Source organism: Pseudomonas coleopterorum (genome assembly GCF_900105555.1).
In the GTDB taxonomy this organism is placed as follows: Bacteria; Pseudomonadota; Gammaproteobacteria; order Pseudomonadales; family Pseudomonadaceae; genus Aquipseudomonas; species Aquipseudomonas coleopterorum.
Window position 1 is genome coordinate 3880228 of sequence record NZ_FNTZ01000001.1, and the last position, 22354, is coordinate 3902581.

General features: G+C 63.5%; 20 protein-coding genes. 7 read left to right on the forward strand and 13 right to left on the reverse strand.

Annotation, left to right across the window (positions count from 1 at the left end; translation table 11 throughout):
- Window positions 1-196 precede the first annotated feature (196 nt).
- Window positions 197-1450 carry a serine hydroxymethyltransferase gene (gene glyA / locus BLV18_RS17450; RefSeq protein WP_090360387.1) on the forward strand — a complete coding sequence of 418 codons (1254 nt, stop codon included), beginning with the start codon at window positions 197-199 and terminating at the stop codon, window positions 1448-1450.
- A gap of 288 nt (window positions 1451-1738) precedes the next feature.
- On the opposite strand, the gene yjiA is transcribed toward glyA, so the two are convergent.
- The 3 genes from yjiA to BLV18_RS17465 all read right to left on the reverse strand — a co-directional run bounded on the left by yjiA (window position 1739) and on the right by BLV18_RS17465 (window position 5116).
- Window positions 1739-2698, reverse strand: coding sequence for a GTPase (gene yjiA, locus BLV18_RS17455; RefSeq protein WP_244156887.1), 960 nt, complete (start codon window positions 2696-2698; stop codon window positions 1739-1741).
- 135 nt (window positions 2699-2833) lie between these two features.
- A complete protein-coding gene (locus BLV18_RS17460) occupies window positions 2834-3031 on the reverse strand; it encodes a YbdD/YjiX family protein (protein WP_043192786.1) in 198 nt (65 codons plus the stop codon).
- Window positions 3032-3049: 18 nt separating this feature from the next.
- The gene (locus BLV18_RS17465) at window positions 3050-5116 is read right to left on the reverse strand and encodes a carbon starvation CstA family protein (protein ID WP_056844070.1); all 2067 of its coding nucleotides are present in this window, start codon (window positions 5114-5116) and stop codon (window positions 3050-3052) included.
- A gap of 173 nt (window positions 5117-5289) precedes the next feature.
- Here BLV18_RS17465 and BLV18_RS17470 point away from each other — a divergent pair, with 173 nt between their 5' ends.
- Window positions 5290-5751, forward strand: a complete 462-nt coding sequence (locus BLV18_RS17470; protein ID WP_090360392.1) for a methyltransferase family protein — start codon at window positions 5290-5292, stop codon at window positions 5749-5751.
- 40 nt (window positions 5752-5791) lie between these two features.
- On the forward strand, window positions 5792-6160 hold the full coding sequence (locus tag BLV18_RS17475; RefSeq protein ID WP_056844068.1) for a PilZ domain-containing protein: 369 nt from the start codon (window positions 5792-5794) through the stop codon (window positions 6158-6160).
- Window positions 6161-6211: 51 nt separating this feature from the next.
- Here BLV18_RS17475 and BLV18_RS17480 read toward each other — a convergent pair whose 3' ends face one another.
- The 3 genes from BLV18_RS17480 to radA form a co-directional block, all read right to left on the reverse strand.
- Window positions 6212-6904 (reverse strand): HAD-IA family hydrolase, encoded by a 693-nt coding sequence (locus BLV18_RS17480; RefSeq protein ID WP_049860925.1) that lies wholly within the window; start codon window positions 6902-6904, stop codon window positions 6212-6214.
- A 106-nt stretch (window positions 6905-7010) separates the two neighbouring features.
- On the reverse strand, window positions 7011-8246 hold the full coding sequence (locus BLV18_RS17485) for a M20/M25/M40 family metallo-hydrolase (protein WP_090360396.1): 1236 nt from the start codon (window positions 8244-8246) through the stop codon (window positions 7011-7013).
- A 151-nt stretch (window positions 8247-8397) separates the two neighbouring features.
- Window positions 8398-9765, reverse strand: a complete 1368-nt coding sequence (gene radA, locus BLV18_RS17490; RefSeq protein ID WP_049860923.1) for a DNA repair protein RadA — start codon at window positions 9763-9765, stop codon at window positions 8398-8400.
- Window positions 9766-9976: 211 nt separating this feature from the next.
- Here radA and mscL point away from each other — a divergent pair, with 211 nt between their 5' ends.
- Window positions 9977-10429: a large-conductance mechanosensitive channel protein MscL gene (mscL, locus tag BLV18_RS17495; protein WP_090360398.1), complete on the forward strand. Its 453-nt coding sequence runs from the start codon at window positions 9977-9979 to the stop codon at window positions 10427-10429.
- Between the two features lie 160 nt (window positions 10430-10589).
- On the opposite strand, the gene BLV18_RS17500 is transcribed toward mscL, so the two are convergent.
- Entirely contained in the window at window positions 10590-11366 is a 777-nt protein-coding gene (locus tag BLV18_RS17500; RefSeq protein WP_090360403.1) for a ferredoxin--NADP reductase, read from the reverse strand.
- Between the two features lie 366 nt (window positions 11367-11732).
- On the opposite strand from BLV18_RS17500, the gene BLV18_RS17505 reads away from it, so the two are divergent.
- A complete protein-coding gene (locus BLV18_RS17505) occupies window positions 11733-12857 on the forward strand; it encodes a methyltransferase (protein WP_090360405.1) in 1125 nt (374 codons plus the stop codon).
- Between the two features lie 85 nt (window positions 12858-12942).
- Here the strand turns inward: BLV18_RS17505 and BLV18_RS17510 are convergent, their stop codons facing one another.
- From BLV18_RS17510 to BLV18_RS17535, 6 genes are all read right to left on the reverse strand, one after another.
- Window positions 12943-13104, reverse strand: coding sequence for a DUF2474 domain-containing protein (locus tag BLV18_RS17510; protein ID WP_084139847.1), 162 nt, complete (start codon window positions 13102-13104; stop codon window positions 12943-12945).
- 52 nt (window positions 13105-13156) lie between these two features.
- Window positions 13157-14164 carry a cytochrome d ubiquinol oxidase subunit II gene (gene cydB / locus BLV18_RS17515; RefSeq protein ID WP_056844062.1) on the reverse strand — a complete coding sequence of 336 codons (1008 nt, stop codon included), beginning with the start codon at window positions 14162-14164 and terminating at the stop codon, window positions 13157-13159.
- Window positions 14165-14166: 2 nt separating this feature from the next.
- On the reverse strand, window positions 14167-15603 hold the full coding sequence (locus BLV18_RS17520) for a cytochrome ubiquinol oxidase subunit I (protein ID WP_090360407.1): 1437 nt from the start codon (window positions 15601-15603) through the stop codon (window positions 14167-14169).
- 330 nt (window positions 15604-15933) lie between these two features.
- A complete protein-coding gene (locus tag BLV18_RS17525) occupies window positions 15934-18123 on the reverse strand; it encodes a xanthine dehydrogenase family protein molybdopterin-binding subunit (RefSeq protein ID WP_090360410.1) in 2190 nt (729 codons plus the stop codon).
- Window positions 18120-19109, reverse strand: coding sequence for an FAD binding domain-containing protein (locus tag BLV18_RS17530; RefSeq protein WP_090360412.1), 990 nt, complete (start codon window positions 19107-19109; stop codon window positions 18120-18122). Before BLV18_RS17530 ends, BLV18_RS17525 begins: the two co-directional genes overlap by 4 nt.
- Window positions 19106-19624 (reverse strand): (2Fe-2S)-binding protein, encoded by a 519-nt coding sequence (locus BLV18_RS17535; protein ID WP_090360415.1) that lies wholly within the window; start codon window positions 19622-19624, stop codon window positions 19106-19108. The genes BLV18_RS17530 and BLV18_RS17535 overlap by 4 nt, the downstream gene beginning before the upstream one ends.
- A 237-nt stretch (window positions 19625-19861) precedes the next feature.
- Here BLV18_RS17535 and BLV18_RS17540 point away from each other — a divergent pair, with 237 nt between their 5' ends.
- Together BLV18_RS17540 and trmA are read left to right on the forward strand one after the other, a co-directional pair.
- Entirely contained in the window at window positions 19862-21154 is a 1293-nt protein-coding gene (locus BLV18_RS17540) for an NCS2 family permease (RefSeq protein WP_049860914.1), read from the forward strand.
- Entirely contained in the window at window positions 21151-22236 is a 1086-nt protein-coding gene (gene trmA, locus BLV18_RS17545) for a tRNA (uridine(54)-C5)-methyltransferase TrmA (protein ID WP_090360417.1), read from the forward strand. The genes BLV18_RS17540 and trmA overlap by 4 nt, the downstream gene beginning before the upstream one ends.
- The last annotated feature ends 118 nt before the right edge of the window (window positions 22237-22354 follow it).

Genomic DNA, 22354 nt, shown 5'->3' on the forward strand with positions numbered 1-22354 from the left:
CCGCGATGGGTCGATGCGGTGGGTCAGGTGGACTGCGGTGAGGCTTTCGCGGCCGATGACCGCTCCTACGGGATGAGTGGGCACGACCCGACATGAAGCCCGCTTGTCCACGCGATGACTGCCTTTCATATGCCAGACAAAAGCCGATGGGGTAGAATGCTCGCCTTTCCCAACATCCCGATCCCTGAGGACCGCCATGTTCAGCCGTAGCCAGACACTCGCCAAGTACGATGCCGATCTCTTTGCCGCCATGGAGCAAGAAGCCCAGCGCCAGGAAGATCACATCGAGCTGATTGCCTCGGAAAACTACACCAGTCCCGCTGTGATGGAAGCCCAGGGCTCGGTGCTGACCAACAAGTACGCCGAAGGCTATCCTGGCAAGCGCTACTACGGCGGCTGCGAGTTCGTCGACGTGATCGAGCAACTGGCCATCGACCGCGCCAAGGAGCTGTTCGGCGCCGACTATGCCAACGTTCAGCCGCATGCCGGCTCCCAGGCCAACAGCGCGGTCTACCTGGCCCTGCTGCAGGCAGGCGATACCATCCTGGGCATGAGCCTGGCCCACGGCGGTCACCTGACCCACGGCGCCAGCGTTTCTTCGTCGGGCAAGCTGTACAACGCCGTCCAGTACGGCATCGATGCTCAGGGCCTGATCGACTACGAAGAAGTCGAGCGCCTGGCTCTGGAGCACAAGCCGAAGATGATCGTGGCCGGTTTCTCCGCCTACTCGCAGATCCTCGACTTCCCGCGCTTCCGTGAAATCGCCGACAAGGTCGGTGCCTACCTGTTCGTCGACATGGCCCACGTAGCCGGTCTGGTTGCCGCCGGCGTATACCCCAACCCGGTGCCGTTCGCCGACGTGGTCACCACCACCACCCACAAGACCCTGCGCGGTCCTCGTGGCGGCCTGATTCTGGCGCGTGCCAATGCCGAGATCGAGAAGAAGCTCAACTCGGCGGTGTTCCCAGGTGCGCAGGGTGGCCCGCTGGAGCACGTCATTGCCGCCAAGGCCGTGTGCTTCAAGGAAGCGCTGCAGCCCGAGTTCAAGACCTACCAGCAGCAGGTCGTGAAGAACGCCCAGGCCATGGCCAAGGTGTTCATCGATCGTGGTTTCGACGTGGTTTCCGGCGGTACCGAGAACCATCTGTTCCTGCTGTCGCTGATCAAGCAGGACATTTCCGGCAAGGACGCGGACGCGGCGCTGGGCAAGGCATTCATCACCGTCAACAAGAACTCGGTGCCCAACGATCCTCGCTCGCCGTTCGTGACCTCCGGCCTGCGCTTTGGTACGCCTGCTGTGACCACTCGTGGTTTCAAGGAAGCCGAGTGCCAAGAACTGGCCGGCTGGATCTGCGACATTCTGGCTGATCTGAACAATGAAGCGGTGATCGATGCCGTGCGCCAGAAGGTCCAGGCCATCTGCGCCAAGCTGCCGGTTTATTCGGCGTAAGGGTTGGCGGTATTCCTGTGGCTGCGGCGCAGGCCGCGCTGGGGGTCACCGCGTTGTGTCAGATATTTCGCGGGGACCGCCGACGCGGCTTGCGCCGCTGCTACAGGGGGTGCGTTAAGCTTGCGTGTGGTTGCACCGCGTTGCGTCAGATACTGCGCGGGACCGCCGACGCGGCTTGCGCCGCTGCTACAGGGATCGCATCAGTTTGTAGCCGCGTCCGGCGTCGCCCTCTGTAGCAGCGGCGCGAGCCGCGTCCGGCGTTGCCGCGGTGTGTCGGGTACGCGGGATTCAGAGCTGGTCGAATCCGGCGCGGATCTTGGCTTCGGGTAGATCATCGGCGATGAAAACCATCACGCTTTCGCGTAACTCCCCCGGGGCCCATTCGGTGTCCCAGTCGAAGCCGTAGAGCTTCAATACGCCCTGGAACACCAGGCGTCGATCTTCCCCCGCGATACTCAACACGCCTTTGTAGCGCAGCAGTTGCTTGCCGTGCTCTTCCAGCAGTTCGTTCATGAAGGTACTGAGGCGGTCGATGTCCAGCGGCTTGTCGGTGCGCAGTACCAGGCTGGCGATGCGGTCCACGCTGGGGCCCTGATTGACCGGGCGCAACGCCAGGCCGGCATTGAGATTGAAGCCACGCACATCGAGCAGCTCCGCCAGATCGATTCGACCGTGCTCGACCACACGGATCGGCGCGCGTCGGTTGATGCGGGTCAGGCGCTCGCTCAACTCGTCGAACACCGAAGGCGCGACCAGATCGGTCTTGCTGATCAGCAGGCGGTCGGCGAAACCCACCTGTGCCTGGGCGATGGTCTGAGCCAGATGGATACCCGCGTGGGCAGCGTCCACCAACGTCAGGATGCCGTCCAGAATGTAGCGTTCGCGCAGTTCTTCATCGATGAAAAAGGTCTGGGCGACCGGCGCCGGGTCGGCCAGGCCAGTGCATTCGATGACCAGCCGATCGAAGGCGATTTCGCCGCTGTCCAGACGCTCCAGCAGCAGGTACAGCGCCTTGGTCAGGTCGGTGTGAATGGTGCAGCACACGCAGCCGTTGGCCAGGGTCATGGTCTGCACGGGCTCGTCGCCCAACAGCTGGGTGTCGATGCCGGCATCGCTGAATTCGTTCTCGATCACGGCGATCTTCAGGCCGTGTTCGGCCTTGAGCATGTGGCGCAGCAAGGTGGTCTTGCCGGCCCCGAGAAAGCCGCTGAGGATGGTGACGGGAATGGGGGGTGGGGCTTCGGACAAGTTCATGAACTCCAAGAGTTTCTAAATGCAAATGGCCTCTTCGCGGGCAGAAGGCTCGCCGCCCGCCTCGCTCCCACAGTGAGCAAGCCCTCTGCTTCCGAAGAGGCCAGTGAATACACCACGGGGCCTAGGCTTTCAACAGCACTTGGGCCCACCCTTGCCGCCGTATCTGGCCTCCTGGCGTTCGCGGAAGAACGCCTCGTAGTCCATCATCGGTTTGTCCGGGTGCTTGGTCTGCATGTGCTCGACGTAATTGTCGTAGTCCGGCATGCCCACCATCAGACGTGCCGCCTGGCCCAGGTATTTTCCCAACTTGCTCAGGTCGTTGAACATGGCGGCAGCCCTCGGTCATCACGCATTGGGGAACGGCTGGAACGGTGCTTCCTTGTCGGTACGTTCCTTCTTGCCCCAGGCGGCGACGCCGACCTTCAAGGCGAAGAACAGGATGCTGAAGACCACCAGCAGGAACAGTACGGTCAGGGTTGCGTTGGTGTAGGCATTGAAGATCACGTGCTGCATCTGCTCCACGCTCTTGGCCGGCGCAAGCACTTGGCCTTGGGCCAGAGCGGCGCTGTACTTGTTGGCCAGGGCCAGGAAACCAACGGCAGGGTTGGCGTCGAACAGCTTGATGAAGCCTGCGGTAGTGGTGCAGATCAGCAGCCAGACGGCCGGCAGCATGGTGACCCAGATGTAGCGCTGGCGCTTCATCTTGATCAGCACGACGGTGGCGAGCATCAGGGCGATACCGGCGAGCATCTGGTTGGAGATGCCGAACAGCGGCCACAAGGTATTGATGCCCCCCAACGGATCGATCACGCCCTGGTACAGCAACCAGCCCCACAACGCGACGCAGCCGGCAGTGGCGATGACGTTGGCGGTCCAGGACTCGGTGCGCTTGAGCGCCGGGACGAACGAGCCGAGCAGGTCCTGCAGCATGAAGCGGCCGGCACGGGTGCCCGCGTCCACGGCAGTCAGGATGAACAGTGCCTCGAACAGGATCGCGAAGTGGTACCAGAAGGCCATGGTGTTTTCACCCGGCAGCACCGAATGCAGGATCTGCGCGATACCCACGGCCAATGTTGGCGCACCACCGGCGCGCGCCAGGATGGTGGTCTCACCGATGTCATGGGCGACTGCCTGCAGCGCTTCCGGCGTGATGGCGAAGCCCCAGCTGCTGACCGCCGTGGCCACTGCGACCACATCGGTACCGACCACTGCCGCCGGGCTGTTCATGGCGAAGTACACGCCTGGCTCGATCACCGAAGCGGCGACCATCGCCATGATCGCCACGAACGACTCCATCAACATGCCGCCGTAGCCGATGTAGCGGGCGTTGGTTTCGTTGTCCAGCAGCTTGGGCGTGGTGCCCGAGGAGATCAGCGCGTGGAAGCCGGACACCGCGCCACAGGCGATGGTGATGAACAGGAACGGGAACAGACCGCCCTTCCATACCGGGCCGGTGCCGTCGGTGAACTGGGTCAGCGCGGGCATCTTCAGTTCCGGCATGGTCACCAGAATGCCGATGGCCAGGGCGATGATGGTGCCGATCTTGAGGAAGGTGGAGAGGTAGTCGCGCGGGGCCAGGATCAGCCACACGGGCAGCACGGCGGCAACGAAGCCATAGCCGATCAGCATCCAGACGATCTGCACACCGGTGAAGGTGAAGGCCTTGGCCCAGACCGGATCGGCGGCCACCTGACCACCCAGCCAGATCGAGAGCAGCAGCAGGAGCACGCCGATGATGGAGATTTCACCGATGCGGCCCGGGCGGATGTAGCGCATGTACACGCCCATGAACATCGCGATGGGAATGGTGGCCATGACCGTGAAGATGCCCCACGGACTTTCGGCGAGCGCCTTGACCACGATCAGCGCCAGCACGGCGAGGATGATGATCATGATCAGGAAGCAACCGAACAGGGCGATGGTGCCGGGGATCCGGCCCATTTCCTCGCGCACCATGTCGCCCAGCGAGCGGCCGTTGCGGCGGGTGGACAGGAACAGCACCATGAAGTCCTGCACGGCACCGGCCAGCACCACGCCGGCGATCAGCCACAGCGTGCCGGGAAGATAGCCCATCTGCGCGGCGAGTACCGGGCCGACCAGAGGTCCGGCGCCGGCGATGGCGGCGAAGTGGTGACCGAAGAGGATGTGCTTGTTGGTCGGTACGTAGTCCAGACCGTCGTTGTTGAGCACCGCGGGCGTGGCGCGGCGCGGGTCGAGCTGCATGACGTGGTTGGCGATGAACAGGCTGTAGTAGCGGTAGGCGACCAGATAGATGGCCACGGCCGCGACGACGATCCATAACGCGTTGATTGCTTCACCGCGGCGAAGCGCAACGACGCCCAGGGCACAGGCACCAATGATCGCCACGATCAGCCACGGAACGTGGCGGAACGCACTGCTATTGTTTTTCATATTATTGTTTCCAGCTCAGTGGATGAGTGTCAGCCTTATCGAGTCTAGCGATTTTTTGTCCGAAGGCCATCCCCACGTTGGTCTAGAGCGGCGCGGCGCATGACCCGATGATGGCCCGGAACACCAGGCGCCCGTGCCGGTCGCACTAAAGGTGTCCCTTGCGAGTCCGCCCCATGCCCAAGCCACCCGCACGCGCCGCCCTGCCCCCGCCACTGCTGTATCTGACGTTCATCGCCGTGGCCATGGCGCTGAGCTATGCACTGCCCATTGCACTGCCGGTCAACAGCTGGACCGCAGCGACCGCGGCGGCCTTGATCATCCTCGGTCAGGGTCTGTCGTTCTGGGCCATGCTGCGTTTCAAGCGTCAGCACACCGCGACCAGCAACTTCGATTCGCCTCAGGAACTGCAGCGCGACGGACCGTTCGCGCTGTCGCGCAACCCGATCAACCTGGGCGACACCCTGGCCTATGTCGCGCTGTCGCTGTTGATGGGCAGCTTGTGGCCATGGTTATTGCTGCCGGTGTTGCTGTATCTGATGAACTGGCTGGTGATCCGGCCCGACGAAATCCAGCTCGAAGCGCTGTTTGGCGACACTTATCGCCAGTATTGTCGACGGGTTCGCCGCTGGCTCTGAGCCACTGCGCTATAGTCCAGCAAAACTCGAGGACCCGATCATGACGCAACCCCATACCGAACGCCGTCGCTTCAAGCGCATCGCCTTCGATGCCAAGACCGAACTGCGCCAGGGCACCGAGCGCTGGCCGGTGAAGCTGCTCGACCTGTCATTGAAAGGGCTGTTGATCGAAAAGCCATCGCCCTGGCTGGGCGATGCCGACAAGCCCTTCAATGTGGATGTGAAACTGGGGCCACAGGAAGATGTGGTGATGGAGGTCAAGCTGGCCCATGACGACCATGGGCAGCTGGGGTTCGTGTGCACCCATATCGGCCTGGATTCGATCAGCCATTTGCGTCGGTTGATCGAACTCAATCTTGGCGACCCCGAGGAGCTGGAGCGCGAGCTGGGGGCTTTGTTGGAGGTTTGAGGTCGGCGGCGAAGCCTTCGCGGCCGATGACCGCTCCTACGGCGAGTATTGCTACACCAGGTGAGCCGGCAGCCCCCATTGAGCAGGGTCGAAGCCCAGCAGGCTTTGCAGCCGATCGTCGGCGTGGTGGTAGCGCTCCGGGGCCATGGCGGCATCGGGGACGGCGATGGCGAACATGCCGGCGGCCTTGGCGGCGGTGACGCCGAAGGGTGAGTCCTCGAACACCAGGCAGTCCTTAGGCTCCACGCCCAGGCGCTTGGCCGCTACCAGAAAGATATCCGGCGCCGGCTTGGCGGCGCCCACTTCCGGGTCATCGGCGGTGACGATGGTGTCGAACAGCGCGAACCACTCCTCATGCAACGTGGTTTTCATCGCGAAATGCCCACGGGACGAACTGGTGCCCACAGCGATCGGAATATTGTGCGCCTTCAAGTGCCGCACCAGTGCCTCGGCGCCGGCCATGGCCTGCGCGTGGGGAAAGCGCTCGGCCATCAGCGGTGCGCGCGCTTCCATGAATTCGGCGGGCGTCAGCGGCAGGCCCAGGGTTTCGACGATATAGGTCGACAGGTCGTTGGCGCCCAGGCCGATGGTGTTCTGCTTGATGCTCCAGTCGAAGACCTTGCCGTACCGCTCGGCAATCATCTGCGTGACTTCGGTGTAGATGCCCTCGGTGTTCAGAAGCAGGCCATCCATATCGAAGATGACGGCCTTGACGGGGCCCATGCCCGTTACTGCAGTGTTCATAGGGCGTGCTCCGTGGTCGTTGAGAAGACCCCAGAGTACGGGTGCGGCCGGGGGTTGAGCAAGTCGCAGCGCCGACGCCTTCAGCAGGCGCCAGCGCTGCGGTAGCTCACGGCGTCGACAGGGTGCGAATCATCGACAACGTCAGGTACAGCCGCGGCGCAATGCTGCTCAGCTCGATGTATTCGTCATCGGCGTGCAAGCCCGCGCCCACCACGCCCATGGTTTCCAGTACCGCAGGCTTGTCGCTGCCCGGCACGTAGGCATAGCCGGCGTCGGTGCCGAAGCGCATGGCGATCGGTTCGATGGACTTGTCGATCGCCGCGTAGGCCTTCTGCGCGACCCCGGCCAATTGCTCGGAGCCGCTGTTCTTGGCCAGGGGCGGCCGGCCTTTTTCCAGACGCAGGCTGACCTGGGTGTCGTCGATCAGCTGCTTGCGGATCAGGCGCTGGCCTTGGGCAAGCACGCGGTCGGTTTCCTCGATGTCCGAGTAGCGCATGTCGGCCTCGGCCGTCGCGATGGCGGGGATGATGTTGCGCTTCTCACCCGCCTTGGCCATGGTCCAGTTCACCGTGGTGCCCTTGTCGGGATCACCCAGGTCCTTGAGCTGGACCAACTGGTGGGCCAGTTCGGTGAGCGCATTGCGCCCGTCTTCGGGCGCGGAACCGGCGTGGGACGAGCGACCCTTGACCTCCAGGAACAGCCCGTTGATGCCGTTGGTGGCGGTGGTCACTGCGTCCTTGTTCGGTGGTTCGTAGGAAAAGACGTAGTCGTGTTGAGCGGCCAGTTCGGCGATGATTTTTTTCGAGCCGGCCGAGCCCATTTCCTCGTCCGGGTTGAACAGCACGGTGAGCGTGCCGTAGCCGTCGAAGCCCTGGGCCTTGAGCAGTTTCAGCGCGTGCAGGATCATCGCCACCCCGCCCTTGGCATCGGCCACACCTGGGCCGTAGGCACGCTCCTGGTCGGTGCGGAACGGGCGCTTGGCCGCAGTGCCGGGGCCGAACACGGTGTCGTAGTGGACCATGAGCAGGAAATTCTTGCTGCCGGTGCCCTTGAAGGTGCCGACGATGTTGTCGCCTACCGACGGCGTGGCCGGGGTGGTCTGGACCGTGGCGCCCAGTTCTTTGAGACGCTTGACCAGCAGTGCGCTGATCGTCGCCAGGCCTTTTTCCTGGCCGGTACCGGTGTCGACCGAAACCAGCTCCTTGACCGTTTCCAGGTAGCTGGGTTGTTCGGCCTGGGCTTGTTTGTAGAGGTCGGCGGCGGGCAGCTCGGCGGCGTGGGTCGACAGGGAGAACAGGCAGGCTGCAGCGATTGCGGTGATGCGTGAGGGTCGAACAGGCATGGGTCGGAAGCCTCGGGCGGGTGCGGTTTTTGTAGGCAGGATTGGCCTCTTCGCGGGCAGAGACCCGCTCCCACAATGGAACAGCGGGAGCGTCTGCGCCGATAGGGCAAGTCCTGACACCCAACAACCTTAGCCTACTGCGGCGATCGTGCTACTCGAACAAGGCATCCAGCGCCTGTTCGAGGCGGGTCACGGCGATGATCTGCAGGCCCGGTGGGGCCTCCTTGGGGGCGTTGGCCTTGGGCACGATGGCGCGCTTGAAGCCGTGCTTGGCCGCTTCCTTGAGCCGCTCCTGACCACTGGGGACCGGGCGCACCTCGCCGGACAGACCCACTTCGCCGAACACCAGCAGGTCGTGGGGCAGCGGGCGGTTGCGCAGGCTGGACATGATCGCCGCAAGCAACGCCAGGTCGGAGGCGGTTTCCAGCACTTTCACCCCGCCCACCACGTTGAGGAACACGTCCTGGTCGTGGGTGGGAATGCCGCCGTGCCGATGCAGCACCGCCAGCAGCATGGCCAGACGGTTCTGGTCCAGGCCCAGGGTGACTCGCCGTGGGTTGGACAGGTGGCTGTCGTCGACCAGGGCCTGCACTTCCACCAGCATCGGCCGAGTGCCTTCCCACGTAGCCATGACCACACTGCCGGGGACTTCTTCCTGGGCTCGGGTCAGAAAGATCGCCGACGGGTTGGAGACTTCCTTGAGGCCCTTGTCGGTCATGCCGAACACGCCCAGCTCGTTGACCGCGCCGAAGCGGTTCTTCACGGCGCGCAGCAAGCGCAGGCGGCCATCGGATTCACCTTCGAAATAGAGCACGGTGTCGACCATGTGCTCGAGTACGCGGGGGCCCGCCAGGGCGCCTTCCTTGGTCACGTGGCCGACCAGGAAGATGGCGGTGCCGCTCTGCTTGGCGTAGCGCACCAGCAGCGCTGCGCTTTCACGCACCTGGGACACGCCGCCGGGCGCGGACTGCAGGTTTTCGGTGAAGATGGTCTGGATCGAGTCGATCACCATGACCTTGGGCTGTTCGACCTTGGCGGTGGCGATGATGGTTTCGATGCAGGTCTCGGTCATCACCTTGAGCTTGTCCTGGGGCAACCCCAGGCGCCGCGCACGCATGGCGACCTGTTGCTGCGACTCTTCGCCGGTGACGTAAAGCGCAGGCATGCGCGTGGCGATGTTGCACAGGGTCTGCAGGAGGATGGTGGACTTGCCGATGCCCGGATCGCCGCCGATCAGCACCACCGAGCCATCGACCAGACCGCCGCCGAGCACGCGGTCCAGTTCGGCCGAGGCGGTCGAGAAGCGCGGGATCTCCTCGATGCTGACTTCGGCCAGGGTCTTGAGCTGGGCCTGCTGCCCTGCCCAGCCGGTGCGGCCGCTGGGCGGTGCGGCGGCGCCGCTTTCGATGACCGTTTCCACCAGAGTGTTCCAGGCACCGCATTCGCCGCATTGGCCGGCCCATTTGGGGAACGTGGCACCGCACTCGGTGCAGCCGTACATGCGCTTTGCCTTGGCCATGAAAATTCCTGTTAGAAAAGTGCGTTCATGATAATCGAGCGCGCTGTATTAGTGGTTAAATCAAGCCCTTGCAGCATGGAAAAACGGCTAGTCTGTACTTTGACAAAACTTCTCGGGCGCAGCTGTGTCCCTTGCAGCAGGCGTGGAAAATGAAGCAATACGCTGACTTGGACTGCGTTGACCAACCTCATCTGTAATAAGGAATAACCTCATGAGCGTGCTAAGTGAATTCAAGGCCTTTGCGGTCAAGGGCAATGTAGTCGACATGGCCGTTGGTATCATCATCGGTGCAGCCTTCGGCAAGATCGTTTCATCCTTCGTGGGCGATGTGATCATGCCGCCGCTCGGGCTGCTGATCGGTGGCGTGGATTTCAGCGACCTGGCCATCACGCTGCGTGCGGCGGTCGGTGATGCGCCGGCGGTGGTATTGGCCTATGGCAAGTTCATCCAGACAGTCGTCGATTTCATCATCGTGGCATTTGCCATCTTCATGGGCGTGAAGGCCATCAACCGCTTGCGTCATCAGGAAGAGAAGAAACCTGCGGCGCCTGCTGCACCTTCCAAGGAAGAAGTGCTGCTGAGCGAAATCCGTGACCTGCTCAAAGAGCAGAATGGCAAAGGCACCGTGGTCACGACTGCACCGACGCCTGGGCCGCAGATCTGATACCGCGTCAAGCTTTCGCGGCCGATGACTGCTCCTACAGAAGGGCCACATTCACTTTGTAGGAGCGGTCTGTGGCCGCGAAGGGGCAATGCGATTGAATCAGGTAGACCTGAGCTCGGCGAGGCCTTCGCGGCCACAGACCGCTCCTACGGGATGACTGTTACCAGTAGTTCTCGACGGCAACCTGGCCGGGGCGCCGGCTCAGGCTCAGGTTCATGTCACGGCCCTTGAGCAGTTGGCGGGTGTCGTCGATCATCTGGGGGTTGCCGCAGATCATCACCCGTGAATGCTCGGGCACCAGTTCCAACCCGGCAGCTTTTTCCAGCTCGCCATTCTGAATGAGATCGGTGATACGGCCATGCAACGTGCCCGGCACCTGCTCCCGGGTCACGATCGGGATGAACTGCAGCTTGCCGGCAAACTCGGCTAGGTAGTCCCGCTGTTCCAGGCCAGCGATCAACTCTCGATACGCCAACTCCTGACCTTCCCGCGCGCTGTATACGAGCTTGATGTGCTCGAATTTTTCCCACACGGGAAAGTCCTGCAGGATCGACACGAAAGGGGCCACGCCGGTGCCGGTCGCCAGCATCCACAGGTCACGGCCGTCGACGAAGCGATCCAGGGTCAGATAACCCGTTGCCAGCTTTTCCACCAGCAGCTCGTCTCCCAGGCGCAACCGGCTCAGTTCACTGGTGAACTCGCCGCCCGGCACGACGATGGAGAAGAATTCGAGAAACTCGTCGAACGGCGAGGACGCCATCGAATAGGCGCGCCACACCACGCTGCCATCGGCCTTGGTCACCCCCAGGCGGGCGAACTGGCCGGCGACGAAGCGGAAACCGGCGTCGCGGGTGGTGCGCAGGGTGAACAGGCTGGGGGTCAGCGGCTGGACCTCGAGGATGGTCTGGCGGGTGAATTTTTCTGCGCTGGCAGTCATGGGGCGCTCCGGGGCTCAAGTGCCGGTATTTTCCCGCAAACCGCTGCAGATAAACACCGTTGGTTTGTGTGGCCACCTGTGGGGCCGGGGGGGGACGGCGAGTCATCTGCTTGCCGAGGTCTTGCTGGGTGGGTCTGACGCTGCGCGGTGCGCCGTTCGCGGGCAGAGCCCGCTCCCACAGAGTCCATTCTCACAGAGTCCACTCCCACAGAGTGCATTCTCACAGGGTGCATTCTCACAGAGTCCATTCTCACAGAGCCAGTTTCCACGAAACGCTTCCACAGTGGCGAAGGGTGGGCGTTCGGGGCGCGGTCGGGTGAGCGATCGGGTAGAATCGCGCCTTTATTGCCCTTCGTGCCTTCTGCCATGCCTGTACTGACTTCGCCCTTCGCTGAGCTCGACCTGATCCGCCAGCCCGATCAACCCAACGAGCCGTTGCAGGCGTTCGATGCGGCCGACGAGTACCTGCTGGCGCACATGGCCGAGCATCCCCTGCCCGCCCAGGCACGCGTGCTGATTCTCAACGACAGCTTCGGCGCGCTGGCCATCAGCCTGCAAGGCTCGGTGCAGTTGGTCAGCAGTGGCGATTCATTCCTCGGCGCATTGGGGCTGGAGAAGAACCTGACCCGCAATGGCCTGCCATTCGACAGCATCGAATTCATCCCCGCGAGCGCGCCGGTGCAGGGTCCGTTCGACCGCGTGCTGGTGCGTGTACCCAAGACCCTGGCCCTGCTCGAAGAACAGCTGATCCGCCTGCACGGCCACCTGGCGCCCGGTGCCGAGGTGGTCGCTGCCGGCATGGTCAAGCACTTGCCCCACGCTGCAGGTGATCTGCTGGAGAAATACATCGGCACGATGCGACCGTCACTGGCGGTCAAGAAGGCTCGGCTGTTGATCGCCACTGACGAAGGCAAGCCCGCGCCGGTATCGCCCTACCCGACCCGCTATCAGCTGGACGACCCCAGGCTGACGCTGCTCAACCACGCCAACGTGTTCTGCCGCGAAGGGCTGGACATCGGCACCCGCGCGTTCCTCCCGCACCTGCCGCGCAACCTCGGCGCAGCGCGGGTCGCCGACCTGGGCTGTGGCAACGGTGTGCTGGCCATCGCCAGCGCCCTGGCCAATCCGCACGCTCACTACACGCTGGTAGACGAGTCGTTCATGGCCGTGCAATCGGCGCAGGAAAACTGGCAGGCGGCGCTGGGTGCGCGCCAGGTCGAGGTGCGCGCCGGTGATGGCCTTGCCGGCCAGGCGCCGCAGTCGCTGGACGTGGTGCTGTGCAATCCGCCGTTCCACCAGCAGCAGGTGGTGGGTGACTTCCTCGCGTGGCGCATGTTCCAGCAGGCGCGCGAGGCGCTGGTCACCGGCGGCGACCTGTACATCGTCGGCAACCGCCACCTGGGTTATCACAGCAAGCTGGCCAGGCTGTTCCGTGGCGTCGAACAGGTGGCTGCCACGCCCAAGTTCGTCGTGCTGCGCGCGCGCAAGTGAGCGCAACGGTGCGTTTGAAGAGCAAAAAAAAGCCCTCGCAAGGAGGGCTGTAAAAAAAGCACTGCCAGAGCAGCACTGATGGGATTCAGTGGGATTTCATCCCGGCCGCCGTCATGAACAGGCGGATCAACATGGCAAACACGCCCAGCGCGACGACGCTGCCGGCATAGATCACCACCAGCCAGCCCAAGCGTTTCCACAAGGGCTTTTTCTCTTCGCTGTGCGTAACGATCGGTTTCTCGCTCATGCTTCTACTCCTGCCCGACCCAGGCCTTGCAGCCTGGGCAACGGCGGTTGGACTAGTGGTAGCCGTCTTCGTGGGTGACCTTGCCGCGGAACACGTAGTAGCTCCAGAAGGTGTACACCAGGATGATCGGGATGATGAACAGCGTGCCGACCAGGATGAAGCCCTGGCTCTGTGGCGGCGACGACGCGTCCCAGATCGAGATCGATGGTGGGATGATGTTCGGCCACAGGCTGATGCCCAGCCCGCTGTAACCCAGGAACACCAGCAGCAGGGTCAGCAGGAACGGCGTGTAGTGCGCGTTGCGCTTCACCGAGCGCAGCAACCCGACCACTGTGGCCAGTACCAGGATCGGAACCGGCAGGAAGTAGAACAGGTTCGGCGTGCTGAACCAGCGCGTGGCGATGTCGCCATGGGCCAGGGGTGTCCAGATGCTGACGATACCGGTGACGATCAACAGCCCGTAGGTCAGTGGCGGTGCCAGCTTGTGCATGGCCTGCTGCAGGCTGCCTTCGGTTTTCATGATCAGCCAGGTGCAGCCGAGCAAGGCGTAGGCCACGATCAGCGCCAGGCCACAGAACAGGCTGAACGGCGTCAGCCAGTCCAGGCCGCCCCCGGCGTAGTTGCGGCCGACCACGGGAATGCCGTCGATGTACGCGCCCAGCGCCACGCCCTGGAAGAAGGTCGCTGTCAGCGAGCCGCCGATGAACGCCTTGTCCCACACGTGGCGCTTGGCTGCGGTCGCCTTGAAGCGGAACTCGAACGCCACGCCGCGGAAGATCAAACCCATCAGCATCAGAATCAGCGGCAGGTACAGGGCCGACAGCACCACCGAGTAGGCCAGCGGAAACGCGCCGAACAGCGCCGCACCGCCCAGTACCAGCCAGGTTTCGTTGCCGTCCCAGACCGGTGCCACGGTGTTCATCATGACGTCGCGGTCGCCTTCATCCTTCATGAAGGGAAACAGGATGCCGATGCCCAGGTCGAAGCCGTCCATGATCACGTACATCATGATGCCGAAGATGATGATCACGGCCCAGATGAATGGAAGATCGATACCCATGCTTAGTGCCCCTTGCTCAAGGTGTCGGTTTGGCCTTCTTCCGTGCCTTCATGGGCAGCGGACAGAGGACGTGCAGGGGTGCGCTGGGTACCAGGACCGCCGGTGTTGATTGTTTCTTCGTGTGCCTTGGGACCCTTGCGCACCAGGCGCATCATGTAGCCCAGGCCCACGCCGAACAGCGAGAAGTACACTACGACGAACATCACCAGGGTGATGCTCATCTGCGTGACGCTGTGGTTTGAGGAAGCATCGGCGGTGCGCATCAGGCCGTAGACCACCCACGGCTGACGGCCGATCTCGGTGGTGAACCAGCCCGCCAGCAGGGCGATCAGGCCCGATGGCCCCATCCACAAGGTCAGGTAGAGGAATGGACGGCAGGTGAACAGCGCGTCTTTCTTGCGCAGCCACACGCTCCACAGACCGACGAAGATCATCAGCATGCCCAGGCCGGCCATGACCCGGAACGACCAGAAGACGATGGTTGAGTTGGGTCGGTCTTCCTTGGGAAAGGATTTGAGCGCCGGCACCTGCTTGTCCAGGCTGTGGGTCAGGATCAGGCTGCCCAGATAGGGAATCTCGACCGCGAAGCGGGTTTTCTCCGCTTCCATGTCGGGCCAGCCGAAGAGGATCAGCGGGGTGGCTTCGTCACCCTTGTTTTCCCAGTGGCCTTCGATCGCGGCGATCTTGGCGGGCTGGTGCTCCAGGGTATTCAGGCCGTGCATGTCGCCGACGAAGGCCTGCACCGGGGCGACGATCAACGCCATCCACATGGCCATGGAGAACATGCGGCGGATGGCCGGTGTGTTGCGCCCGCGCAGCAGATGCCAGGCGGCCGAGGCACCGACGAAGAACGCCGTGGCGACGAAGGCGGCGATGGACATGTGCGCCAGGCGGAACGGGAACGAGGGATTGAAGACCACCGCGAACCAGTCGACCGGAATCACTCGACCGTCGATGATCTCGTGGCCCTGCGGGGTCTGCATCCAGCTGTTGGACGCCAGGATCCAGAACGTCGAGATCAAGGTGCCGATCGCAACCATGACCGTCGAGAAGAAGTGCAGGCCGCGGCCCACGCGGTTCCAGCCGAACAGCATGACGCCCAGGAAGCCCGCTTCCAGGAAGAACGCAGTCAGTACTTCGTAGGTGAGCAACGGGCCGGTGACAGCACCGGCGAAGTCGGAGAACCGACTCCAGTTGGTACCGAACTGGTATGCCATGACCAGGCCGGAGACCACGCCCATGCCGAAGTTGACTGCGAATATCTTCGACCAGAAGTGATACAGGTCGCGGTAGGTGTCGTCACGGGTTTTCAGCCACATGCCTTCGAGCACGGCCAGGTAGCTGGCCAGACCGATGGTGATGGCAGGAAACAGAATGTGGAACGAGACCGTAAACGCAAACTGCATTCGGGCGAGATCGATTGCCTCTAAACCGAACATGGGGCTTCCTCTATCAGGTGAACCGGCGCGGGCGGGCGGCCCATGCCAGCGGCCCCTGCGAGGGAAGCGCGGTCTGATGACTTCGTTCTGCTTGGTTCCACGACGCAGGGATTGTGGCCGTTTGGCCGCCATGCCGCGCCGGACGAGGCGTTGACATGGATCAAGATACCGTCAAAGAGTAGTCCTGTTTGCGCGATTGGGCTGTGTGGTTTAGTGCCGCACGACCGGATGTCGCACCCGGTTTACTTTCGTCTGGTATGGGGTTTGCGCAGCTCATCTGTTACCCGAAAACACCGGCCGGTGCAGTGCGCACCGGCCGGAATCGAGCTTTCAGAGCACCTTGTCGAGGGTGATGGGGAACTCGCGGACACGCTTGCCGGTAGCGTGGTAGATGGCGTTGGCCACGGCAGCCGCGACACCGACGATGCCGATCTCGCCGACGCCCTTGGAACCCAGGGCGTTGACGATGTCGTCGGGCTCGTCGACGAAGGTCACGTCGATGTCGTTGATGTCGGCATTCACTGGAATGTGGTACTCGGCCAGGCTGTGGTTCATGAAGCGGCCCAGGTTATGGTCGGTCTGAGTTTCTTCCTGCAGGGCCATGCCCAGGCCCCAGACCACGCCGCCGAGGATCTGGCTGCGGGCCATCTTCGGGTTCACCACACGACCGGCGGCCACGGCACTCACCACGCGGGTGACGCGGATGGTGCCCAGGTCTTCGTCCACTTCCACTTCGACGAACACCGCCGAATGCGTGGCCGTGGCATAGCCTTCACGCTTCTTGTCCGGCTCGGCATCGACCTGGGCTTCGAAGGTATCCATGCCGTCGATGCCGCTCAGGTTCTGCAGCGACACGTGATGGCCCGGGCAGCGCAGCTCGCCGTCCTCGATGAACACCTGTGCAGGGTCGGCATCGGCAAACGCCGGATGCACCTGGCTGGCGGCGTGGATCAACTTGGCCTTGAGCGCTTCGCAGGCCTGCTGCACGGCGGTCCCCACCGATGACACGGTGAACGAGCCACCTTGCAGTGGCGCGGTGGGCAGCGACGAGTCGCCCAGCTTGAACTCCACGTCCTGCGCGGCGACACCGGCCGCTGCCGCAGCGATCTGGGTCATCACTGTATAGGTGCCGGTGCCGATGTCAGTGGTCGCGCTGCTGACCACCAGCTTGCCTTGCTTGTCGATTTTGGCCTTGGCGCTGGCCGGCATCTGCATGGCCTCCCAGACCCCACCGGCCATGCCCATGCCAACCAACTGGTTGTCACGGCGCATGCTGCGCGGCTCCACCGTGCGCTGGCTCCAGCCGAAACGTTCGGCGCCCTGCTGGTAGCAGGCCTTGAGTTCCTTGCTGGAATACGGCTTGCCTTCGTTCTGGTTGGTGTCGGAGAAATTGACCAGGCGCAGTTGCACGGGGTCAATCTTGGCCGCCACGGCCAGCTCGTCCATCGCGCATTCCAGGCCGATCATGCCCAGGGCTGCGCCGGGAGCGCGCATGTCCAGGGGCGTGAACACGTCCAAGGGCACCAGGTTGTAGGTCAGCTTGACGTTGTCGCAGTGGTAGAGCATGCCGCTCCACTCCACGACGTGCTCGGAGAAGTCTTCGAAACGCGAGGTCTGACCGGTCGCGGTGTGGCCGACCGCCTGCAGCTTGCCGTCGGCGTTGCAGGCCAGTTGCAGCTGCTGCACGGTGCGCGGACGGTAGCCGAAGGTGAACATCTGCTGGCGGGTCAGGGTGACGCGTACCGAGCGCTTGAGGTGCAGGGCGGCCATCACGGCCAGCGGCAGCTGGTACTGCGGACGCAGGCCGGAGCCGAAGGCGCCGCCGACGAAAGCAGCCATGACGCGGATCTTGTCCTTGTCCAGGCCGAACACGTTGGACAGATAGGTCTGGCAGTTCTGCGTGCTCTGGGTCTTGTCGTGGATCACCAGGCTGCCGTCGGCCTGATACAGCGCGGTGCTGGCATGAGGCTCCATCGGGTTATGGTGCTCGACCGGCGTGTCGTAGGTGGCGTCGACCGTAATAGGGGCGGCAGCGTATTGCCCGGCAAAATCGCCGCGCGGTTCGGGCAGTTCAGCCGGCGCCGGCTTGGCGGCGGACAGTTGTGCGCGCAGGTCGGTCTGGTGAGGTTCCTGGGCGTATTCGATCTGCACCAGAGCGCCCGCATGGCGCGCCAGTTCCAGGTTTTCCGCGACGACCAGCGCCAGCGGCTGGCCGCTGTAGAGCACGTTGTCATTGTACAGCGGGCGAAACGGCGAGCCGTCAGCGGCATCATCGTCTTCGTATTTTTCGTCGTAGCTGGCCAGCTTCGGGCGGTTGGTGTGGTCGATCACGGCCACCACGCCCGGCAGCGCCAGGGCCTTGGAGGCATTGATGGAGAGCACACGGCCGTTGGCGATGGTGCTGGAGACCACGCTGCCGAACAGCAGGCCATCTTCGGGAAACTCGCCAGCGTAGCGCGCCTGGCCGGTTACCTTGAGCAGACCGTCGACGCGGTCCATGGGTTTGCCAAGTGTGCTCATCGCTGCATCTCCCGTTTGGCGGCATCGCTCAGGGCACGGACTATCGCGCGGCGGGCCAGCTTGATCTTGAAGGTGTTGTGCTGCAGGCCGCGAGCGTCCTGCAACAGGGCGTCGGCAGCTTTGCCGAAGGTTTCGGCGGTGGCGGGCTGGCCGATCAGCAGGCGCTCCACCGCTTCATCGCGCCACGGCTTGTGGGCGACACCGCCCAGCGCCAGGCGGGCGTCGCGAATCGTCTCGCCGTCCAGCTCCAGCGCTGCGGCAACCGACACCAGGGCGAAGGCATAGGAAGCGCGGTCGCGGATTTTCAGGTACTGGCTGTGGGCGGTGAAACCGGCAGCGGGCAGCTCTACCGCGGTGATCAGTTCGTCATCGGCCAGTTGGTTGTCGCGCTCGGGCGCGTCCGCGGGCAGGCGATGAAAGTCGGCGAATTCGATGGTGCGCGCGCCGTTCGGACCCTGCACATGGACCACGGCAGCCAGCGCTGCCAGGGCCACACACATGTCCGAAGGATGGGTGGCGACACACTGCTCGCTGGCGCCCAGGATAGCGTGGATGCGATTCAAGCCGTCCTTGGCCGGGCAACCGGTGCCGGGCTCGCGTTTGTTGCAGGGCATTTTCGAATCGTAGAAGTAGTAGCAGCGCGTGCGTTGCAGCAGGTTGCCGCCGGTGCTGGCCATGTTGCGCAGCTGTGGCGAAGCACCGGCCAGGATCGCCTGGCTGAGCAACGGGTAACGCTGCTCGATCAACGGGTGCCAGGCCAGGTCGGCATTGCTGACCAGGGCGCCGATGCGCACGCCGCCCTCGGCGGTTTCCTCGACTTCGCGCAGGGGCAGCCCGGTGATGTCGATGAGCTGCTCAGGCTGCAGGACGTTTTCTTTCATCAGGTCGAGCAGGTTGGTACCACCGGCGATGAAGCGCGAGCGAGGACCGGCCAGGCGCACGGCTTCATCGACACCGGCAGGCTTGGCGTAGGTAAACGGATTCATGAGCGATCCCCTCCCTGCACTTCGACCACTTCTTCGATGGCCGCGCGGATGTTGCTGTAGGCGCCGCAACGGCACAGGTTGCCGCTCATCAATTCCTTGATGTCGGCGCTGGAGTCGGCGCGGCCTTCGTTGATCAGGCCAACGGCCGAGCAGATCTGCCCCGGCGTGCAGTAACCGCACTGGAAGGCATCGTGCTTGATGAACGCGGCCTGGACCGGATGCAGTTGATCACCCTGCGCCAGGCCTTCGATGGTGGTCAGCTCGGCGCCGTCGCACATCACGGCCAGGGTCAGGCAGGCGTTGACCCGCTTGCCATTGAGCAGCACGGTGCAGGCGCCGCACTGACCGTGGTCGCAGCCTTTTTTGCTGCCGACCAGGTCGAGCTGTTCGCGCAGCAGATCCAGCAGTGTGGTCCAGGGCAATACATCGAGCTGGCGCGACTGGCCATTGAGTTGCAGAGAAATGCTGTGGCTGGCGTACGGCTGCGCGCCAGCGCTGGAAGAAAGGGTGCTCATCGGGTCGACCTCACGGTGGTTCAGCTTGCGTGCGCGGCATTTTTCATGTCGCGTCGTTTGCAGGTACGACTTGGCACGCCGGTCATTCGTTCAGACGAGCTGATGAGTGTTTCCCCGCGACCGTGCTGGTATGATGCGCGGCTTTTTTTACCGCCCGGATGTGCTTTGCTATCAGGGTCGACACGACAACACTCGACAACAACGGTAACGGCGCAAAACGCGCCACAGGGAGCGGGCATGCTGGAAAGGCTGTTTCAACTCAAGGCGCACAACACCAACGTGCGCACGGAAATACTCGCCGGGGTCACCACCTTTCTGGCGATGGCCTACATCCTGTTCGTCAACCCCAGCATCCTGGGCGAAACCGGCATGGACAAGGGCGCGGTGTTCGTCGCCACCTGCCTGGCCGCGGCCATCGGCTCGACGGTCATGGGCCTGATCGCCAACTACCCAATCGCCCTGGCACCGGGCATGGGTCTGAACGCCTTCTTCACCTACACCGTCGTGCTGCACATGGGCCACACCTGGCAGGTGGCGCTGGGCGCGGTGTTCATCTCGGCGGTGTGCTTTTTCCTGCTGTCGATCTTTCGGATCCGCGAGTGGATCGTCAACAGCATCCCCCTGCCATTGCGCTCGGCCATCGCTGCGGGCATCGGCCTGTTCCTGGCGCTGATCGCGCTGCAAGGCGCCGGGATCGTGGTGGGTAACCCGGCCACCGTGGTGGGCATGGGCGACCTGACCAAGCCCGGTGCGGTGCTGGCGATCCTGGGCTTTTTCCTGATCGTCGCCCTGGAGGCGCGCAAGGTCCGCGGGGCGGTGCTGATCGGTATTCTGGTGGTGACCACCGCGTCGATCCTGCTGGGCTTCAGCCCGTTCAACGGGCTGGTGTCGATGCCACCTTCGCTGGCGCCGACCTTCATGCAGCTGGACATCGCCGGGGCCTTGGACATCGGCCTGCTCAGCGTGATCTTCGCCTTCCTGTTCGTCGACCTGTTCGACAACTCCGGGACCTTGATCGGCGTGGCCAAGCGCGCCGGTCTGATGGGCAAGGACGGACATATGCCGAAGATGGGTCGGGCGCTGATCGCTGACAGCACGGCGGCCATGGCCGGTTCGCTGCTGGGTACTTCCACCACCACCAGCTACATCGAGTCGGCAGCGGGCGTCAGCGCCGGGGGCCGTACCGGCCTGACCGCCATCGTGGTCGCGGTGCTGTTTCTGCTGGCACTGTTCTTCGCCCCGCTGGCAGGCAGCGTGCCGGCCTATGCCACGGCACCGGCGTTGTTCTTCGTGGCGGTATTGATGGCATCGGGCCTGGCTGAAATCGAGTGGGACGACATCACCGAAGCCGCTCCGGTGGTGGTCACCGCCCTGGCCATGCCGCTTACCTATTCGATCGCCAACGGCATCGCCTTCGGCTTCATCGCCTGGACCTTGATCAAGCTGCTGGCGGGCCGTGCCCGCGACTTGAACTCGGCGCTGGTGATCCTCTCCATTCTGTTCGTTGTGAAACTGGGCTGGTATCCATGAGTGTTGTTCTCGACCCCTCCTCCTACACCCAGCAGCTGGATGAAAAGGTAGCGCGCCTGCGCGCGTTGCTGGCGCCGTTCGATGCGCCGGAACCGGCTGTGTTCGATTCGCCCCGCGAGCACTACCGGCTGCGCGCGGAATTTCGCCTGTGGCGCGAGGATGGCCAGCGGCACTACGCGATGTTCGCGCCCGGCGAGAAGCATGTGCCGATCCTGATCGACAGCTTTCCCATCGCAAGCCAGCGCATCAACGAACTGATGCCGCGCCTGAAGGCCGCCTGGCAGGCCGATGCGGCGCTGAGCAACAAGCTGTTCCAGGTGGAGTTTCTGACCACACTGGACGGCGATGCCATGGTAACGCTGTGCTATCACCGCCCGCTGGACGAGCACTGGCAGCGTGCTGCCGAGCAACTGGCGAGCGACCTGGGTGTAAGCATCATCGGTCGCTCCAAGGGCAAGCGTGTGGTCATCGGCCGCGACTATGCGGTCGAGGCGCTCGAGGTGGCTGGTCGTACGTTCCGCTATCGCCAGCCCGAAGGCGCGTTCACCCAGCCCAACGGCACGGTCAACCAGAAGATGCTCAACTGGGCGTACGAGGCCCTGGGCCCGCGCGACGACGATCTGCTGGAGCTGTACTGCGGCAACGGCAATTTCACCCTGCCGCTGGCCACGCAGGTGCGCAAGGTGCTGGCCACGGAAATCAGCAAGACGTCGGTCGCCGCCGCCTTGCACAACCTCGATGACAACGGCGTCGACAACGTGACCCTGGTGCGCCTGTCGGCCGAAGAGCTGACCGAGGCGCTCAACGAAGTGCGTCCATTCCGTCGTCTGCAGGGTATCGATCTCAAGGCCTACGACTTCGGCAGCGTGTTCGTCGATCCGCCACGGGCCGGCATGGACGTGGACACCTGCGAGCTGACCCGACGTTTCGACAACATCCTGTACATCTCCTGCAATCCGGAGACGTTGGCGGCCAACATCGAGCAACTGCACGATACCCATCGGGTGGCCAAGTGCGCCCTGTTCGATCAGTTTCCGTACACCCATCACATGGAATCAGGGGTCTTGCTGGTACGCCGATGACCGCCGTGCTGCATTGACGGGCCGAATCGCGCGAGACGGTCATGCGGCCTGTCAGGCAACCCACGCAGGCCCCTGACGCGGCCTGCGTGGCTGCAACGGCGGGCGTCCCTGTGGTAGA

What these genes read in the sequence shown, in the direction of transcription:
- glyA (WP_090360387.1), top strand. Translation starts at nt 197, where the DNA reads ATGTTCAGCCGTAGCCAGACACTCGCCAAGTACGATGCCGATCTCTTT.
- BLV18_RS17460 (WP_043192786.1), bottom strand. Translation starts at nt 3,031, where the DNA reads ATGTTCAACGACCTGAGCAAGTTGGGAAAATACCTGGGCCAGGCGGCA.
- BLV18_RS17465 (WP_056844070.1), bottom strand. Translation starts at nt 5,116, where the DNA reads ATGAAAAACAATAGCAGTGCGTTCCGCCACGTTCCGTGGCTGATCGTG.
- BLV18_RS17470 (WP_090360392.1), top strand. Translation starts at nt 5,290, where the DNA reads ATGCCCAAGCCACCCGCACGCGCCGCCCTGCCCCCGCCACTGCTGTAT.
- BLV18_RS17475 (WP_056844068.1), top strand. Translation starts at nt 5,792, where the DNA reads ATGACGCAACCCCATACCGAACGCCGTCGCTTCAAGCGCATCGCCTTC.
- BLV18_RS17480 (WP_049860925.1), bottom strand. Translation starts at nt 6,904, where the DNA reads ATGAACACTGCAGTAACGGGCATGGGCCCCGTCAAGGCCGTCATCTTC.
- BLV18_RS17485 (WP_090360396.1), bottom strand. Translation starts at nt 8,246, where the DNA reads ATGCCTGTTCGACCCTCACGCATCACCGCAATCGCTGCAGCCTGCCTG.
- radA (WP_049860923.1), bottom strand. Translation starts at nt 9,765, where the DNA reads ATGGCCAAGGCAAAGCGCATGTACGGCTGCACCGAGTGCGGTGCCACG.
- mscL (WP_090360398.1), top strand. Translation starts at nt 9,977, where the DNA reads ATGAGCGTGCTAAGTGAATTCAAGGCCTTTGCGGTCAAGGGCAATGTA.
- BLV18_RS17500 (WP_090360403.1), bottom strand. Translation starts at nt 11,366, where the DNA reads ATGACTGCCAGCGCAGAAAAATTCACCCGCCAGACCATCCTCGAGGTC.
- BLV18_RS17505 (WP_090360405.1), top strand. Translation starts at nt 11,733, where the DNA reads ATGCCTGTACTGACTTCGCCCTTCGCTGAGCTCGACCTGATCCGCCAG.
- BLV18_RS17510 (WP_084139847.1), bottom strand. Translation starts at nt 13,104, where the DNA reads ATGAGCGAGAAACCGATCGTTACGCACAGCGAAGAGAAAAAGCCCTTG.
- cydB (WP_056844062.1), bottom strand. Translation starts at nt 14,164, where the DNA reads ATGGGTATCGATCTTCCATTCATCTGGGCCGTGATCATCATCTTCGGC.
- BLV18_RS17520 (WP_090360407.1), bottom strand. Translation starts at nt 15,603, where the DNA reads ATGTTCGGTTTAGAGGCAATCGATCTCGCCCGAATGCAGTTTGCGTTT.
- BLV18_RS17525 (WP_090360410.1), bottom strand. Translation starts at nt 18,123, where the DNA reads ATGAGCACACTTGGCAAACCCATGGACCGCGTCGACGGTCTGCTCAAG.
- BLV18_RS17530 (WP_090360412.1), bottom strand. Translation starts at nt 19,109, where the DNA reads ATGAATCCGTTTACCTACGCCAAGCCTGCCGGTGTCGATGAAGCCGTG.
- BLV18_RS17535 (WP_090360415.1), bottom strand. Translation starts at nt 19,624, where the DNA reads ATGAGCACCCTTTCTTCCAGCGCTGGCGCGCAGCCGTACGCCAGCCAC.
- BLV18_RS17540 (WP_049860914.1), top strand. Translation starts at nt 19,862, where the DNA reads ATGCTGGAAAGGCTGTTTCAACTCAAGGCGCACAACACCAACGTGCGC.
- trmA (WP_090360417.1), top strand. Translation starts at nt 21,151, where the DNA reads ATGAGTGTTGTTCTCGACCCCTCCTCCTACACCCAGCAGCTGGATGAA.